13 protein-coding genes and 1 pseudogene are annotated in these 17148 nt (G+C 60.9%); 7 read left to right on the top strand and 7 right to left on the bottom strand.

All coding sequences use genetic code 11. From position 1 onward, the window contains the following. The first annotated feature begins 159 nt into the window (after positions 1-159). From LB552_RS27070 to LB552_RS27060, 3 genes are all read left to right on the top strand, one after another. Positions 160-2964, top strand: coding sequence for a PAS domain-containing protein (locus LB552_RS27070; protein WP_224611194.1), 2805 nt, complete (start codon positions 160-162; stop codon positions 2962-2964). Continuing rightward, complete coding sequence (locus LB552_RS27065; RefSeq protein WP_224530479.1) at positions 2961-3335, top strand: response regulator; 375 nt, start codon at positions 2961-2963, stop codon at positions 3333-3335. The genes LB552_RS27070 and LB552_RS27065 overlap by 4 nt, the downstream gene beginning before the upstream one ends. 215 nt (positions 3336-3550) lie before the next feature. Beyond that, the gene (locus LB552_RS27060; RefSeq protein WP_224611230.1) at positions 3551-3871 is read left to right on the top strand and encodes a hypothetical protein; all 321 of its coding nucleotides are present in this window, start codon (positions 3551-3553) and stop codon (positions 3869-3871) included. A gap of 2 nt (positions 3872-3873) precedes the next feature. Here the strand turns inward: LB552_RS27060 and LB552_RS29940 are convergent. From LB552_RS29940 to LB552_RS27035, 5 genes and pseudogenes are all read right to left on the bottom strand, one after another. Beyond that, positions 3874-4059: pseudogene (locus tag LB552_RS29940) on the bottom strand (alpha/beta fold hydrolase); the annotation flags it as partial. A gap of 128 nt (positions 4060-4187) precedes the next feature. Beyond that, the gene (locus tag LB552_RS27050; protein ID WP_411909056.1) at positions 4188-5186 is read right to left on the bottom strand and encodes an alpha/beta fold hydrolase; all 999 of its coding nucleotides are present in this window, start codon (positions 5184-5186) and stop codon (positions 4188-4190) included. Between the two features lie 180 nt (positions 5187-5366). Continuing rightward, positions 5367-6143 carry an alpha/beta fold hydrolase gene (locus LB552_RS27045; protein WP_224530469.1) on the bottom strand — a complete coding sequence of 259 codons (777 nt, stop codon included), beginning with the start codon at positions 6141-6143 and terminating at the stop codon, positions 5367-5369. A gap of 109 nt (positions 6144-6252) precedes the next feature. Beyond that, positions 6253-6894 carry a VOC family protein gene (locus tag LB552_RS27040; protein ID WP_224611227.1) on the bottom strand — a complete coding sequence of 214 codons (642 nt, stop codon included), beginning with the start codon at positions 6892-6894 and terminating at the stop codon, positions 6253-6255. Between the two features lie 162 nt (positions 6895-7056). Beyond that, the gene (locus tag LB552_RS27035) at positions 7057-8331 is read right to left on the bottom strand and encodes an epoxide hydrolase family protein (protein WP_224611192.1); all 1275 of its coding nucleotides are present in this window, start codon (positions 8329-8331) and stop codon (positions 7057-7059) included. A gap of 1299 nt (positions 8332-9630) precedes the next feature. Between LB552_RS27035 and LB552_RS27030 the strand changes: the two genes are divergently transcribed. From LB552_RS27030 to LB552_RS27015, 4 genes are all read left to right on the top strand, one after another. Further along, positions 9631-10467: an enoyl-CoA hydratase/isomerase family protein gene (locus LB552_RS27030; RefSeq protein WP_224611190.1), complete on the top strand. Its 837-nt coding sequence runs from the start codon at positions 9631-9633 to the stop codon at positions 10465-10467. A gap of 33 nt (positions 10468-10500) precedes the next feature. Then, the gene (locus tag LB552_RS27025; protein WP_140502839.1) at positions 10501-10911 is read left to right on the top strand and encodes a GlcG/HbpS family heme-binding protein; all 411 of its coding nucleotides are present in this window, start codon (positions 10501-10503) and stop codon (positions 10909-10911) included. Positions 10912-11163: 252 nt separating this feature from the next. Continuing rightward, positions 11164-12258 carry an HlyD family secretion protein gene (locus tag LB552_RS27020; RefSeq protein ID WP_224530461.1) on the top strand — a complete coding sequence of 365 codons (1095 nt, stop codon included), beginning with the start codon at positions 11164-11166 and terminating at the stop codon, positions 12256-12258. After that, positions 12255-13874: an MFS transporter gene (locus tag LB552_RS27015; RefSeq protein WP_224611188.1), complete on the top strand. Its 1620-nt coding sequence runs from the start codon at positions 12255-12257 to the stop codon at positions 13872-13874. The genes LB552_RS27020 and LB552_RS27015 overlap by 4 nt, the downstream gene beginning before the upstream one ends. Before the next feature lie 154 nt (positions 13875-14028). On the opposite strand, the gene LB552_RS27010 is transcribed toward LB552_RS27015, so the two are convergent. Both LB552_RS27010 and LB552_RS27005 read right to left on the bottom strand, forming a co-directional pair. Continuing rightward, positions 14029-14169 (bottom strand): hypothetical protein, encoded by a 141-nt coding sequence (locus tag LB552_RS27010; protein ID WP_263481804.1) that lies wholly within the window; start codon positions 14167-14169, stop codon positions 14029-14031. Positions 14170-14340: 171 nt separating this feature from the next. Next, positions 14341-16749: a PAS domain-containing protein gene (locus LB552_RS27005; RefSeq protein ID WP_224611186.1), complete on the bottom strand. Its 2409-nt coding sequence runs from the start codon at positions 16747-16749 to the stop codon at positions 14341-14343. Between the last annotated feature and the right edge of the window lie 399 nt (positions 16750-17148).

The following is a 17148-nucleotide window of genomic DNA, read 5'->3' as shown; positions in this document are numbered from 1 at the left end:
GGATCGAACACCCGTAGCACATCAACCATTCAGTCTCACTGGACGGCCCAAGGGAATGGCCGTAGCGTGTTGAAATCCCGGAAACTTCGGCAAACCGATACCAAGGTATAATGCGCGCGAAAGATCGAGTGGCGCATTCTGGGATCGAGGAGATTTTCGATGCTGACAGCAGACGGGCCGTTTGCGCCGACCGACCCGCGCATTGCCGAGGAGATCGAACGACGCGTCGCAGAGCGGACGGCCGAGCTCTCCGCCATCAGTGAGGATTTGCGGCGCCAGCTTTCCGTGCGGCACCGTGACAACGAAAATCCGCACCTCCGGGAAATCTTGCTGAAATCCTTCATCGACGGCATTGGGGCACCGGTCACGCTATGCGCGCCAACCGGCGAAATGGTGGCGGTCAACCGGTTCGGCCAGGAATACCACCGCAAATCCGTCGAAGAGATCATGGACTGGACCTCGGGCGAAATGATATTCGCCGCTGATTTGCCGCGCGTGAAAGCGGCATGGCAGCGATCGATCGAGAGCGGCGAGCCCTATGATGTCGAGGTCCGTGCCCGCCGGGCCCACGAACCCTATCGCTGGATGCGTCTCCATGGATTTCCGGTTCGCGATTCCGATGGCAGCATCCTGCGGTGGTGCGTGCTGCATCTGGATATTCATGACAGCAAGTCGGCCGAAGAAGCTCTCGCGGCCAGCGAGCGCAATCTCAAACTGACCATCAACACGATGCCGGCGATGGCCTGGACCGCCGATACGAGCGGGAATGTCGAGTTCTTCAACGACAATTTCCTGGATTATGTCGGCCTGCCGCTCGACCGCATGCTCGACGACAGCTGGAAGCAGGCCGTACACCCCGACGATGTCGATGATCTGCTTGAGACTTGGAAAGTCGTCATGGCCGCCGGCCGGACCGGCGAGACCGAGGCGCGACTGCGGCGCTTCGACGGCACCTATCGCTGGTTCCTGATGCGGGTCAGCCCCCTGCGCGATGAATCCGGAAAGGTCGTGCGGTGGTACGGCATCAACACCGACGTCGATGCTTGGCGGCAGACCGAACGGCAGCGGCAGCAGGCGGAGGATTCGCTGCGCGCCAGCGAATTGATGCTGCGATCGATGCTGGACAGCATCGCTGCGCCGATCGGCTTCTTCAATTCCGACGGCGAACTGGAGGCGGTCAATCATCTGGTCGGCGATTATTTCGGCAAGAGCTTCGAGGAGGTCTCCCAGTGGGAGAACATCGTGCATCCGGATGATCTGGTCGCCTCGCAGGCCGCCTGGCAGCGGGCGATTGAGACCGGCGCGGCCTATGAGCACGAGGCCCGCATCCGCCGCGCGGACGGCGAGTATCGTTGGAATGACCATCGCGGCTATCCGATGCGGGACGCCGAAGGCCGCATCGTGCGCTGGTGCGTACTGCAGATCGACATTCACGACCGGAAGCAGGCCGAGGCCCGTCTGGCCGCAAGCGAACGGAATCTCGATCAGATCATCAGCGGGATTCCCGGTTTGGCATGGACCGCTCTTCCCGATGGCCATGCAGACTTCTTGAATCAGCATTATCTCGACTATGTCGGACTTTCACTTGAACAGGCGCGGGGCGTCGGCTGGATGCTGGCCCTTCACCCGGACGATCTGGAGCATTTGATCGCCGATTGGCGCGCCATGATGTCGGAGCGTCGTGGCGGAGAGTCCGAGGCGCGAATCCGCCGATATGATGGGGAATATCGGTGCTTCCTGTTTCGCGCCAGCCCGGTGCTGGATGATGCAGGCAACGTCGTACGCTGGTTCGGTGTTAATACAGACATCGAAGACCTGAAGCGCGCCGAAGCGGCCATGCGGGCGAGCGAGCTCAATCTGCGACAATTGACAGAAACCATTCCCCAGATGCTCTGGAGTGCTACGGCGGATGGCTCGATAGACTACTGCAACAAGCGGCTGCTGGAGTTCACCGGCTTCACCCCCGAAGAAGCGATGGGTACCGGCTGGGCGAAGATGCTGCACCCGGACGACGTCGAGCCAACGGTGAGGGCTTGGCTGCACTGCATCGCAACCGGTGATCCCTATCGGGTCGAGGTGCGGACGCTGCGGGCGTCGGATCAGACCTATCGATGGCTGTTGACCAGTGCGCTGCCGCTGCGCGACGCAGACGGCCGCGTCCTCAAATGGCATGGTGCCTGCGCGGACATGCACGACTGGAAACAGGCCCAAGACGAGCTTCGTGATGCCCAGGCCGAGCTCGCGCATATGACGCGGGTAATGACCATGGGCCATCTCACCGCTTCGATCGCCCATGAACTCAATCAGCCGTTGGCCGGCATCATCACCAATGCCAGCACGTGCTTGCGCATGCTGGCAGCCGATCCACCCAACGTGACAGGTGCGCGAGAGACCGCACGACGAACCATACGAGACGGCAACCGGGCTGCGGATGTGATCGCCAGGCTGCGGTCGCTCTTCAGCAAGAAGGACCCGGTCATCGAAGCAGTGGATGTGAACACGGCCACGCAAGAGGTTATAGCGCTGACGTTGACTGAGTTGAAGAAGGCCAACGTGAGCTTGCGCGTGCAACTGGCCGAGGCGCTCCCATCTGTGGAGGGAGACCGTGTCCAGCTTCAGCAGGTGATCATGAACCTGATCTTGAATGCCATGCAGGCCATGGACGGTATCGCCGACCGGTCCAAGGAGCTGGTCGTGGCGACGGAGCGCGACGGTTGCGACGCCGTGCGCGTCGTCGTCCAGGATGCAGGCGTGGGTTTCGAGGCCGCAATCGCCGAGAAGCTCTTCCATCCGTTCTATACGACCAAGAGGCACGGCATGGGAATCGGTCTCTCAGTCAGCCGATCGATTGTCGAGAACCACCAGGGCCGGCTCTGGGCCGAGCGGAATGACGGTCCTGGCGCTACGTTTATTGTCTCAATCCCGTCCGGGGACGCTGGCGACGGTCCGGAGGTGAACGCATGACGCAACGCCGGAGGTTCATCGCAGTGATCGATGACGACGAGTCGGTACGCGAGTCGGTTCCGGACCTGCTGCGCGAGTTCGGCTACGAGGCGGGCGGATTTTCGTCGGCTGAAGAGTTTCTAGCATCCGATAAGCTCAGGCAGGCTGAGTGTCTGGTGCTCGATATCGCGATGCCGGGAATGTCCGGGCTTGATCTCCAGCGCGAACTGAGCCGGCGGCAGCTGCAGATTCCGATCGTTTTCATCACAGCGCATGGCGATGGGTCGGTACGGCTCCGACTTCATGAGCGCGGCGCTGTCGATTGTCTGCTGAAACCGTTCAGCGATACCGCCCTGATGGAGGCGCTGCAGGGCGTGCTTCGATCGAAGTGATTCGCCTGTCTTGTGTCTGCAAGGAAAGGGAGGCTTAAAATGCATGGGCGCGTGGAGATCAACGTGCCGGGTGCAACGGCGGTGGACGGCCATGCCGGATGCTACTCCGACAGTCTATATGGTGGATGATGACATCTCCGTCCGCGAGGCACTGGAGGAGCTAAGCGGGTTGGCGGCCGACCGCCTTCAACCCTCATGTCGGCGGTTCTCACCGCTTGGCTGATAATTTTTTAGGTTATCGGGCCCGTCTGAACATCTGCCTGGCCGGGTCGGCTGAGAATCGCGAATTCATCGGTCCACAGATTAGGGTCATAGCGCTCGACGTCCGGATCGCTGCCGAGGTGGCGGCGGCGCGTCGCCCCCAACGACAGGAGCTTCTTGCGCAGCGTCTCTTCATGAGTTGCGCGGTCTGCCCAGAAAGCGAGGCGGGGAGCTCAGGCAGCGCCGAGGCCCGTGTCCTGGGCATGCTGCACGATCCGCGATTGCAGGCGGTCGGGATGAGCCGTCGCCATGCGGAAGCCACCGGACCGCCGTAATCCTGCATGAACAGGCTGTAACGGGAGAGTCCCAGAACCTCGGTGAAGCGGGTAATGACCTCAGCTAGGTGGTCGAAAGTGTAGCCAAACGCGTTCGGGGCAGGCGCAGCGCTATGGCCGAACCCGGGATAGTCCGGCTCGACCAAATGATAACGGTCCGAGAGTCGCGCAAGCAGCGGCTGATACATGCGCGGCGACGACGGCAATCCGTGGAGGAGCAGGATCACCGGCGCATCGCGGTCTCCTGCTTCGCAGTGGAAGATCGGAAGACCATCGACCGAAAATCGTGCGGTAAATGATCGGATGCGCCATCGGATCACATCCCGCTTACGTCGATGATGGCCTGTGTGAAGGCTTGCGGCGCTTCCTGGGGAAGGTTGTGGCCGATGCCGCCCGCGATCAACCGATGCTCGTACTTGCCGGAGAACATCTTCGCATAAGCGCTGGCTTCCGGATGCGGCGCACCATTGGCGTCGCCTTCGAGCGTGATTGTCGGTACGGAGATAACGGGCGCCTCAGCGAGCCGCTGTTCCAGCGCGTCGTATCGCGCCTCGCCTTCCGCCAGCTCGAGCCGCCAGCGGTAATTGTGCATCACGATATCGACATGATCCGGATTGTCGAAGGACGCGGCACTGCGCTCGAAGGTGGCGTCGTCAAAGTTCCATTGCGGCGAGGCAAGCTGCCAGATCAGCCTTGCGAAATCACGCGTGTATTTCTCGTAGCCCGCCCGGCCACGGTCGGTGGCGAAGTAGTACTGGTACCACCATTGAAGCTCAGCCTTGGGCGGCAGCGGCGACTTGCCGGCCTGCTGGTTGCCGATCAGGTAGCCGCTGACCGAGACCATCGACTTGCAGCGCTCCGGCCACAGCGCGGCAATGATGTTTGCCGTGCGGGCACCCCAGTCGCAGCCGCCTATCGTGGCCTTCCCGATGCCAAGCGCATCCATCAGGGCGATGACGTCGGATGCGATTGCCGCCTGCTGGCCATTGCGCGGCGTTTCGCCTGACTGGAACCGCGTCGTGCCATAGCCACGCAGGTGAGGTACGATCACGCGATATTCCTTGGACGCCAGCAATGGAGCGACGTCGACGTAAGTATGGATATCGTAGGGCCAGCCGTGCAGCAGGATGACAGGCGCGCCGTCGGCTGGTCCCAGTTCGACATAGCCGACATTCAGGACGCCGGCGTCGATCTGCTTCGGTGCGCCAACCAAGTTGGGTGTTGTCTGCATCGCTGACGCGGTCGTCTTGTCGGCTCCGCCGGGTGCGGCCTTCGCGGCCGTGGTCACACCGAGTTCGGCGATCGCGAGGGTCATTGCCGCCGCGCCGATTATGTGGCGACGGCGCTCATCGATCCTGTCGGAAACACTGTTCATGGTGATGCCTCTCCTGTGGCAGGACTAATCTCGATTTTCTTGGCATGCGTGATCAAGATGCGAGCCGCTGGTCGCCATCAATGTCGCATGTCGCGCCGGGGCGCCCCATCACGACGGCTTTCATCGTGATGTCTCCTTAGCGGCCTTCTCGATCAGCCGCGCCACGGCTTCAGGGTGCGACACCATCACCAAATGCGAGGCGCCCTTGATGACCACGGTATCCCGTGAGTGGGCCCGAGCAGCCATGAATGCGGAGGCTTCCGCCGGTATGTTCTTGTCGCCGGCCCCGTAGATGAACCAGGTTGGAAACTCTTTCCACGCCGCTTCAGTTTGGATTTCGTTCAGCGCCGCTTCTTCAATGGGCCTCTGCGCCGCGGCCATCAACTTGGCTTCGGCCTCGGGGACGTCGGCGGCGAACTGCTCGTGGAACCTGTCCTGCCGGATGTAGAGATCCTTGCCTCCGCTGGACAGGCTGACTGGTGGCGAGAGGGCCGGACCGAGCGTGCTGCCGGGATATTGGGCGGCGAGTTGCGCGGCTGTCTCGCCTGCATCCGGCGCGAAGGCGGCGACATAGACCAGCGCCTTGACGTTGGCGTGGCCTTCGGCCGCCTCGCTGATGACCGAGCCGCCGTACGAATGCCCAACGAGAACGACAGGCGATTTGATGGAGCCAAGGATGTCGGCGACGTAGCCGGCGTCGTTTTTGACCCCACGTAGCGGATTGGCGACAGCTACGACGCGATAGCCATCCTTCTCGAGGATTTTGACGACGCCGTTCCAACTCGACGAATCCGCGAACGCACCGTGAACCAGAACGATGGTGGGTTTGTCGGCCTGCGCATATGCATTGCCGAACGAGGCGCTGCCGATCGCCAAGGCTGCGAGCAGTGTTTTCATCTGAATGTCCCTTCATGCTTGAGGTATCGCGCGAACCGCGCGGAGACGTAGCCGTGCCTCCTCGGTGTGGACAAGCCCTGGTGTCCAACCCATGGCCCCAGGGCTTGGCCTATTGCGGCAAGGGCTTCCCGGTCTGCTCCGCCGCCATGTAGGCGGCGTACCAGTCCGGCCAATTCTCATCACGCTGGCCGCCGCTCCGCTGCTCGTGCTCGCCGTGGGCGACCGACGCGCGCCGCATCGCGGCAGCCAGATCCGCTTCAGAGGCGAAGCTTGTCGAATTGCCGTCGATCCGGCCAGGAAGCCGGGCAATGATTTCCTGCAGCACCCAGCCGTTGCCGTCAGGATCGCTGAATGTAGCATACGAGACGTAGCTGCGCCCTTCAGGATCGCGACCGCTGATCGCGGGCTGGCCTGGTCCGGCGCGATGGAACACCTCGCTGACCTCGGCGCCGTGAGCAATGAGGTCGGCACGCGCCGCCTCGATGCCAGAGACGACGAGAAAGAGGCCCTGCGCCGAGCCCGGAGCGGCCGAGGTGATGCCCTTGCCGAAGTGGAACGAGCCTGTTGAGCCGGGCGGAGTGAACTGAACGACCCGGAACACGTCGCCGACCACGAAGTCGGCATCAAGCCTCCAGCCTAAGCCGCCGTAGAAGTTCTTGGCACGATCGACATCGGAGACAGGGACAGCGATCACTTCGAGCTTCATATCGAGGGATCGCGCGCTCGCTGTGCGGTCTGCTGTTTCCAGCATTGTCTCGACCTGCCGCGCTTCAACCGTGGATGACATCGTCGTTCTCCTTCTCTTGGTTTTGTCGCAAGGAGTATGTTGCCGCCCTACGCCGCCTCGGCGGACCGACCTGCGGTCCGGCCCGCCGTTTTGAAATGTGGACGACCTGATGGCTGCCCTTCGGCTTCAGATGGACTGGCGCAGCGGGCGGAAGGCGTCTCTGAGCTCTGCGCTAAACACCGTCGGCTGTTCCCAGGCCGCGAAGTGCCCGCCCTTGGCGAGCCGGTTGTAGTGGATCAGCTTCGGATAGGCTTTTTCAGCCCAGCTTTGCGGCGCCTGATAGATCTCGTCCGGGAAGGCGCTCACGGCAACTGGGATCTTGATGCCGCGCGGATCGAAGAAACCCCCCGTCGGGAAATGTGCATTGTCCCAATAGAGGCGGCCCGACGAGATCGCCGTATTGGTCAACCAGTACAGAGTGACGTTGTCGACGATGTCATCCTTCGTCAGCCCTTCGGCGCTCCCATCAAAGACGCGCGTGATGAGCCTGTAACTGCGAATGTCGTGGTCAAGCATCCAGGCGGCCAGCCCGACAGGCGAATCCACGATGCCGTACAGCGTCTGCGGACGGTTGTTCATCTCGATCGCATATCCCAGCCCGTTTTTGTTGAAGTCGTCGAGCTGGCCGTAAGCGCGCTTCTCGTCCGGCGAAAGGTCGGAGGGCGCAGCAGCCCCTGCCGCCAGTGCCTTGGAGATATCGGCGGGCACCGTTGCGGCCATGTTGGTGTGGATGCCCAGCAATCCCGGTGGCTCCTGCAGAGCCATCTCCTCAGAGACGGCGTTCCCCCAATCGCCGCCCTGCGCCACGTATTTCATGTAACCGAGGCGCTGCATCAGCGTTGCCCATGCCTTGGCGATGCGGACTGGGGTCCATCCCGGCGCGATCGGCTTGCCCGAAAAGCCGTAACCTGGAAGCGAGGGGATCACGACGTGAAACGCATCGCCTTCGGTTCCGCCATGCGCGGTCGGATTGGTAAGCGGCTCGATGATCTTCAGCTGTTCTATGACCGAGCCAGGCCAGCCATGCGTCACGACAATCGGCAGCGCGTTCTCGTGCCTGGAACGCACGTGAATGAAGTGGATGTCCAGCCCGTCGATGTCCGTGATGAACTGCGGAAGCGCGTTGAGCCGGGCTTCCACCTTGCGCCAGTCGTAGTCCTTCGCCCAGTGCTGCGCGAGTTTCTGAATCGTCGCCAGTTGCACGCCCTGCGTATCGTCCGTAACGGTCTCCTTGTCCGGCCAGCGGGTCGCCGTCACCCGCCGGCGCAGATCGTCGAGCTCGCTGTCTCGGAAGTTGACAGTGAAGGGACGGATCAACCTTTCCGCCGCTTGGGATATTCCGGGAAGCATGTTGGCAGCCCCGGCGGCGGCTGCGGCGGCAAGTAGTTCGCGTCGTGTCATAAGGTCCTCCTGTCCAAATTGGTTTTTTCGAATGCTCCTAAGAGATCAACTGTCGGTTAAGGCGAATCCATCACACGATGGTATCGGCGATACTTTTGTACTGCTGGACTGCGGGGCGTCTGCTGTCCTTCGTAAGGACAACACCAGCAGCGAGGCCAGGATGCGAGTTCGCTGGCCAACTGATCCGTGCCGCGTATGACCCGGGTCGGGGTTGCGTCCCTACCAGGCCGCTAAACCGGCGCGGCTGCCAGGCAAGCAGCGAACCGATTCCACGCGATGTCTTGCGGTCGGATGGCTAAGAGCAGCTCCTCGCCAGGGTGATATGAACAACGGCTCACCCAGGCATCGTGGAAATGGCAATCCTCGCTCTTCTGGTCGGAGCTCTGTGTCCCGACGCGCGCCAAGCATTTCTGACCTATGCATCAGGTGAAGTCTGCGTTCAGCTGCGACGGCAAATCCTTAGATCGCTCGATCGAGAAATGCAGGCCGGCGAACGATCCGGACTCAGTGAACCACCATTCCACCGATCCGCCGAGTTCCGCTGCCAGGGTTCGGACCCGCCACCGCTCAGGACGCTCCTGGGAGTGCGACGCCGTCGAGCGGCTGTCTCTTACCAGGCACCGCACACTGCCGCCCCATCCACTCAAAGTAACCGCGATAGCTCCTCGCCGGCCCTTTAGATTGTGTCGCGCTGCGCTGCGTACCAGCTCAGATACGATCAGTCCTACCTGCCGGCAACAGGCAGCGTGCAGCCGTATCTCGTCCGTCTTGACGCTGAGCCGAACCCCCAGGTCCTCCGCCAGCGCAGCACATATACTTCCGACGTGAATACCAAGGTCCATGCTTTCGTCGCTAGCCGGGACCATTGGGTCTCGGCTGGCCGCAGCTTTCGCGCGTATCCGATCCCCCGCCACTGTCAGCGCAAGGGCGGCAAACGCGTGCCCGCGCAACGCCGTCGCTCGCAACTGACGATGTGTGGTGCGCGTACTGGTCATGACAAAAGGCATGACTTGATCCTCCGCGAGATCTGCGCCACCACGAAATGCCGCGCGACGCAACGCAAAGTCAGAACAGAAGTTGTCCTGCTGATCTATTGCTCCAAGGTGTCGCCGATACCTAAGGCGAATACGCTTTGGCCGGAACATCTCGGGCATCTTCACGGCGGGTTTGGCGAGATAATTTCCCAGGTACTACATCGCCGACACGAAAGTATCGACGATACTTAGGTCCAATCGAAGTTCATGAACTTGAACGGTAACTGACTGACGTCCCCAGTTTTGTGTTCCAAAGGAGGCCTCAATGGACGCCAAGACAGTCGCATCACAGATCCAATTGGTACGAAAAAGTTCCGCCTATTGGCGCGTCACCTTCAACAACGCTCCGCTCAACGTCATGGGACCGGAGATGGTACGGCAATTCCAGGCGACGATCGGCGCCATCGAGGCCGATGAGAGCGTTAGGGTCGTGGTCTTCGACAGCGCGGTGGAAGACTTTTTCCTGAACCATTCAGACTTCATGGCCCCTCTTGAAGAGATGACGTCGATGCCACCCGGACCGACGGGCCTGCCGCCGTGGCCGGATTTCCTCGTGCGCCTTACGCGTGCCCCTGTGGTTTCGATCGCGCTGATCCGTGGGCGCGCGACTGGCAACGGCAGCGAGCTGCTGCTTTCCTGCGACATGAGCTTCGCCAGCAAGGAGAAGACGATCATCTCGCAGTGGGAAGTCGGCGTGGGCATGGTGGCCGGCGGCGGGCCGATGGCTCGGCTGCCTAACCTTATCGGGCGAAATCGCGCCATGGAGGTGCTGCTGAGCTCGGAGGACATTTCCGCCGACAAGGCGGAAGCCTACGGCTACATCAACCGGGCGCTTCCCGACGCTGAACTCGACGCCTACATTGAAGCGCTCGCCACCCGCATCTCCGGCTTCGACAAGTGGGCCATCGGCCAGACCAAGCGGCTGGTGAATACCAGCTTGCCGCCGGATGTCGAACTCGGCGCCGGATGGGAGGCCTGTATCGCCTCGCTCGGGCGGTCCGCCGCGCAGAATGGCATCAAAGCCCTGACTGCCAAAGGCTTCCAAACGCCCGGCGATGTTGAAAATCGGCTGGGGTTCTACCTCGGCGAACTGGCTCGCTAGGCAATCACCAAACGTTCAGAAAGGATGACTCTCATGGATTTGCTCATGACAGCCAAGAAGCTGGCCGAGCGCGTAGAGGCTGAAGCAATCAAAGCCAAGATTCCGGTAGCCGTCTGCATTGTCGACGTCCATGGCAATCTCGTGCTCCAGCATCGCATGAACGGCGCCCCGCTGTTCTCACTCGAGATATCGGAGCGGAAGGCCTACACCTCGGCCTTGGTGCGGATGCGCACCATTGATCTGCTGACATTGGTGCAGCCTGGTCAATCGCTCTACGTGCTCCCTTCGGTTGGTGGCGGCCGCTTCTGCCCCATGGGTGGCGGCGTCCCGTTGACCGAGAAGGGCGAGGTGTACGCTGGTATCGGCGTCAGCGGCGGAACGGCCGAGGAAGACGTAGCTATCGTTGAAGCTGCTCTGCAGGAGCGCGCCCAGGTGGCTGCTTGATCGAAGAAGGATGAGTCTTGCTCGCCGGCCGCCCGGCGGGCAGACGCGACCCTGTGTGGCTTTTTGGCGGCTAGGCCGTGAAGTTCATAATCATTCGCTGTTCTACGCCCTGCACGTCTGGATTTTGATGGAGACAGGTTTCGTGAAACTCCACTGGCCGCCCACGATCTGCAACATCACCGATCATCTTGCAGTCAGGGGCGCGAACATCTCCATCGACGGCGAGTGCGTCGATTTGAGGCCGAGGCAGCCATGAGCCGAGTTCGCAGGATCGCAATCGTCATCGTTGTCCTTTTCGTGACATCGCTGGCGGCTTCGTGGGGCTGGCAGTGGTTCACAATAGGCCGCTTCGAGGAAACGACTGACAACGCATATCTGCGTGGAGACATCACCAGTATCGCTCCGAAGCTCGCCGGCTATGTGGTGGAGGTCGACGTAGACGACAACGCGAGTGTTTTGAAGGGCGCTGTCCTGTTTCGAGTCGACGACAATGATTATAGGGCCAAGGTGGAGCAGGCGAAGGCCAACGCCGCCGCCAGGAAGGCGGAAGTTGACAACATCGTGGCGACCTCTGCATTGCAGAAGGCCTTGATCGTGCAGGCCGACGCGCAGAGGCAATCAGCTGCAGCCGATCTGCAGTTTGCGCGCTCCAACCTTGACCGCTACGTCACCCTGCAGAGGAACGGGACCGCGAGCGATCAGAAACTGGAAGATGCGCATGCCGCTTATGACAAAGCAAAAGCATCGGTGGATGGCGCAGACGCCAATGTTTTGGCTCAAAGGCTGAAGTTAGACGTACTGGGTGCACAGTTGGCCAGCGCGGAAGCAGCCCAATCACAGGCGCAGGCTGCGCTCGACCTAGCTATGCTCGACCTGTCCAACACGGTGGTGAAGGCCCCGATCGACGGAATTGTTGGCAATCGTCAGATACGTGTCGGGCGGTATGTCACTGCGGGTACTGCGGCGTTGGATATTGTTCCTGTAAAAGACGTTTGGATTGTCGCGAATTTCAAGGAAACGCAGCTAGAGCAGGTAAACATAGGGCAGCGGGTACGTGTGACTGTCGACGAGTATCCAGACCTCGAAATTGACGGCGTCGTCGACAGCTTCTCTCCCGGCAGTGGTGCGGCATTTAGCCTGCTCCCGCCAGACAACGCCACGGGAAATTTTATCCGCGTCGTTCAGCGCGTGCCGGTCAAGATCAGGATAATGCGCAACCCCTTGCCCGGCCGCCTGGTTCCTGGCCTTTCGGCTCGTGTTGCTATCGCCGTCAGCGCCGGAGACGCTTGGGCGGCGGCGCTGAAACCACAGACCGGCGGAATCGCGAACGGACAACCAATACAGTGACCCACCCTGTCGAAAAGCGGTCGGCGCAGCACCTTTTCGACGCGCGGCTGCGCGCTTTATTCGTAACAGGCGCTGTTGTACTGGCCGCGCTCATGGATGCGGTCGCATCCACTGCTCTGTCCATCGGTCGGATCGGCCTGCTTGGCGACATCCACGCAACGCCGGACGGACTGGCGATGATCGATATTGTTTTCATCGCCGCTAAGCTGACTTCCTTCCTTGTCGCTCCACTCCTTGTCAGAGCGGTCAGGCCTACTGCCTGCTTGCGCGCGGGGGCTGTCATCCTTCTTCTGGCCTCGGCTGCAATGACATTGTCGGCCGATCTCGTCTGGATTTGCGTCTGCCGCGTTGCCCAGGGGCTGGCCGGTGGCACAATCCTGGTCGCCGGCCAGACCTTATTGTTTTTCCGGTTTCCGCATCGACACCAGCCGGTCGTTCAGGCTGTTTTTGCTACAGGTGCCGTGATGGCTCCGACGACAGTCACGCCTGCTCTCCAGGGTTGGCTCGTCGACCATCTCACCTGGGACTGGATATTTCTTGCCAACATTCCGCTGGGCCTCGCCTCCCTTATCCTGCTGGCAGCGGAGGGTGACGCGACATTTTGGCGAGATGCCAAGCTTCCTATCCGCAGGGTAATTTTACTTGGTATCGGTACCACGCTTTTGACCTACGTCCTGCTGCAGGGCAGCAGGTTCAATTGGTTCGATGACACCGACATTGCTGTCCTTGCCGCGCTCGGTGTCATGTCTGTCGGCCTTCTGGCTATCTGCGAAATCGGGTTCCGTCCACGAGGCTCTTTGTTGCCGATCTCGCCACTTGGCGATCCGGACTTCCGCTTCGGACTTCTCGCCAGCCTGCTTGCTGGCTTTGCCCTTTCTGGCAGCGCCTATCTCATTCCCACTTTTGCCCTGACCGTCCTCGATTTCACCGCCACGGGCGCGGGAGTGCTTCTCCTGCCTAGCGGAGCCGCGCTTGCGCTGGCACTTCTGCTGTCGGGCCTTCTCATCGAAAAGGCGGGGATACGTGCGATCATGCTTGCTCCATTCGGAATTTTGCTCTTTGCCGGAGCCATGTGGCTGCTGTCTGGTTCGACGAGCGGCAGCGGTTCCGCGGACCTGGCCGTTCCGTTGCTCCTGCGCGGATTCGGTCTTGGTCTTCTGTTCATGGCGTTGACGCTGATCACCCTCCAGGGGCTTGCGGCCGGCGCGCTTCCGTTCGGCATTGGCCTGTTCAATTTTGGCAAGCAGGTTGGTGGTTTGGCCGGCACGGCCCTTCTGCAAACATATATTGATCACCAGAATGCCTATAACCGAACGATACTGGCTGCCCACGTTGTCAGTGGCGATCCCGCGGCTGACCAGCGCTTGAGGGCTGCTGCGAGCGCTTTGGCGTCAAACGGTATCGACAGCACTGCAGCGACAAAGGCCGCGGTCTTATTGTTGCAGCACGCGCTCGACAAGCAGGCCGCCGTTATCTCTTTCGATGAAGCTTTCTTTGCTTTCGTCCTGCTGTTCGCGGTCGTGGCGCCGTTTCTCATTCTGGCCAAGCGATTGCTCAGCCTCGGAGCCGTCAGGCGCAACCGGACAGCCGCGCATAAGCAAGCCATGCTTCGGTGATGCCATATCTACTGCGAAATTCCGGTTTCACACATTCATGGCATCCCGAGCGAAACTCAGAGTTTTGCGATCCTTTCCGCTCCACCTCCGGCGAGACACGGCGTCTTCTAAATTAGCTTTACTCTATCGAGCGCCTCTACCGAGAGCGGCTTCGCTAATCGGCTTGAATAGACATGCAACCGCGTCCCGACCACCCTAACGGGCGGATCGACTCGTCGCGATGTGCCGTAATGAACACCACCGAAATGTCGTGGCAGTGACGCCTGAGCTCGGTTCTCAGTTCGGGCCCCGTCATATCGGGCATTGCGATGTCGAGGATTAGGCATCGCGTCTTTCGAGGTCTTTCGAGCGGAGAAATGCCTGTGCGGAGGGAAAGGCCTGAACGGGGTAACCGAGCACTTTCAGCAGATCAGGCAAAGACTCGCGCACAGACTCGTCATCGTCGATGATTGTCACGAGGGGGCGCTTAGGCATTGGGGCTTCCTTCGTGGGATGCCTTCGCACCTTGTGGCGTGTGCCCCGCGGGCTCGGTTGGAACAACCTGCACCGCAGGCTGCGGGATCGCGAACGAGAAGCTCGCCCCAGTGTCGGCGTTTCGGCTTGCCCAGATGCGGCCGCGGTGATGCTCGATGATTGACCGACTGACAGATAGACCGATGCCCATGCCGGTCGGCTTGGTCGTATAGAACGCGTCAAAGAGTCTATTGATACTCTCCGGGTCGATACCTACGCCGTTGTCCTTTACCGTCAGTTTCACTTGACCGTCTTCGTCCATTCCCGTGCTGAGTGTGACGCGCCTCGGTAGATCCTCGATCTCGCTCACAGCATCAGCCGCGTTAAGAAGAAGGTTCAACACGACCTGCTGAAGCTGCACACGGTCGCCAACGATCTTCGGCAGGTCAGGCGCGAGATCAACCTCGAGGTCCACCCGTCCTCGCCGCAACTCTATGGTCGTCAGGGCGAGCAAATCTCGCACAGCCTCGTTGAGGTCGACTGACTCGGTGGTCTCACTTTTTTTGCTGAACAAGGCGCGCAGCTTGCTGACGACTTCGGCGGCGCGATTGCCATCGCGAATTGTGCGCCGCGCGGTTTCGCGCGCGCCCTCGATGTCTGGCGGATTGGACGCGAGCATGCGCAGTCCGGTGCTGGCGTTAGTAATGATACCCGAAAGCGGCTGGTTAACTTCATGAGCGATCGACGCCGTCATCGCCCCAAGGGTGCTGACCCTCGAGACGTACGCCAATTCTGTGCGCAGCTCGTTGACAGCCTCCTCGGCCAATCTCCGCTCTGTAATGTCCTGCATGGTGCCAACGAAGATCTTCTGCCCGTCAACTTGAGTGTCCGGGCGCGATTCTGTGCGCAGGTATTTGACGCGGCCGTCGGGCATGCGGAGTCGAATGTCGTAATCGTGATCCACAATACCGGCCTGCGCCTCTGCAAGCTTAGTCGTCAGCAGCGGGATGTCGTCGGGATGGACCCGGGTGGCGATCTGCTCAACCGTAATCGGCACGCTCGAATCGAGCTCGAAAATCCGGTAGAGTTCTTCCGAAAAGAACGTGATCTCCCTTGTCGCTAAGATCCACACGAAACTTCCGGTGGAGCTCACGCGCTGCGCATGCGCGAGCGAGGCTTCGCTTTTCACCAACTCGTCTTCGGCGCGTTTGCGATCCTCGATGTCAGTATTGATGCCGTACCACCTGACGACGGCTCCGGTTTCGTCGCGTAGTGGGCTCGCTCGGAAGATGAACCACCTGTATTTGGCGTCGGCACCGCATAGCCGCGTCTCGCACTCGGCGCTCGAGCCGGTCTCCCGGGCTTTCTCCCATGCGGCACCCAATCGCTGCAAATCCTCTGGATGCACTCCCGACGTCCAGCCCCAGTCCGCTAAGTCGTCGAGCGATCGCCCAACATAGTCGAGATAGTGCTGATTGAAGAAGTCGGCCGCGCCGTCTGGATGTGCTGACCAGGCCAATGCCGGGATGGCATCGACGGTGACTTGCAGGTTGCGCTCGCTGGCCGCGAGGGCTTGCTCAGCATGCTTGCGATCGTCGATGTCATTCATCAGGCAGTACCAGCGGATGATGCGTCCATCGGCATCTTTGGCTGGGAGACCACGGACCTGGAACCAGCGATACGCCCCGTCGAAGCGCCGCAGTCGCGTTTCCGTGTCGATCGGACGTCCTGAATGGAAAGATCCCCTCAGGACTTCGACGTGGTGTTCGACATCGGCGGGATGGACCGTGCCGTTCGTCGGCCAATTCGAAAATTCCTCGAGCGTCTGGCCGAGATATTCAAGGAACTGAGCATTGACGTCTTCGGCGGCACCGCTCGGCGCGAAGGTGGCGATCAGGCCGGGGGTGGTGTTCACCACTAGCCGGAGTTGACCCTCGCTTTCGCGCAGCGCTAGCTCCGCCTTTTTCTGATCATCGATGTCGGTCAGCACCCCATACCAGCGGAGGATGCGGCCATCGGCGTCTCGCAACGGATTGTTGCGGACCTGGAACCATCGATAGACGCCATCGAACCGTCGTATCCGAGTTTCGAACCGGCTTTCTCGATCCAGGGTCATGAACGTTCGGAAGTACTTCAACGTCCCACCGAAGTCGTCGGGATGGACCATATCGGTCGTCGTCCATTGCTTCAGTATCTCAAGCGTGCGCCCGAGATATCCCAGAAGCCGTTTGTTTGCGTCCGTGATTCCGGTCTCTGGAGAGACTACGATAATGCCCGCTGGAAGGGTGTCGAGCGTCAGGCGCAGCTCACTTTCACTGGCCCGAAGCGCGTCCTCCGCAAACCGTCGCTTGGCCACTTCGCGATGGAGTGCTTCGTTAGCGCGAGCGAGCTCCGCCGTAAGTTGAGGTATGTCCATTTCCATTTGGCCGCCTGTCTCCCGTCGAAGCCTTCGGCCGCGTAGGATTCCAGGCTGCTCCTGGGCGGCAGTCGCCACAAATGCCGACCCCGGCATGACCGGCCAATTCGGTACACCCGCCAGCAGCGCTAGGCAACTTCAGGAAGCTCCCGCCTTGAGCAGACCAAATCAAATTACATTGGTGGCACTCGTCGCACGACCGTCGGTCGCTGGACCCGAGGTGCTCGAACACGGTATGGCCCAACCGGCACGGCAGAGTTAGCAGAGCGCAAGACTACTGCTTCCTCCGCGGGCCCGGCTCACCAACGACCGCTCTCACGCGGCGCTTGAACGGATCGGACGGCGGGGATGCGGCGCAAGTCAAATCCACACTAGCCGCGACCTGCGGCACCATTTACTCCACAC

This window comes from Mesorhizobium sp. CA7 (genome assembly GCF_020165015.1).
Classification (GTDB): Bacteria; Pseudomonadota; Alphaproteobacteria; order Rhizobiales; family Rhizobiaceae; genus Mesorhizobium.
The sequence above is the reverse complement of the archived record's forward strand: the minus strand, read 5'-3'. Positions and strand labels throughout refer to the sequence as shown.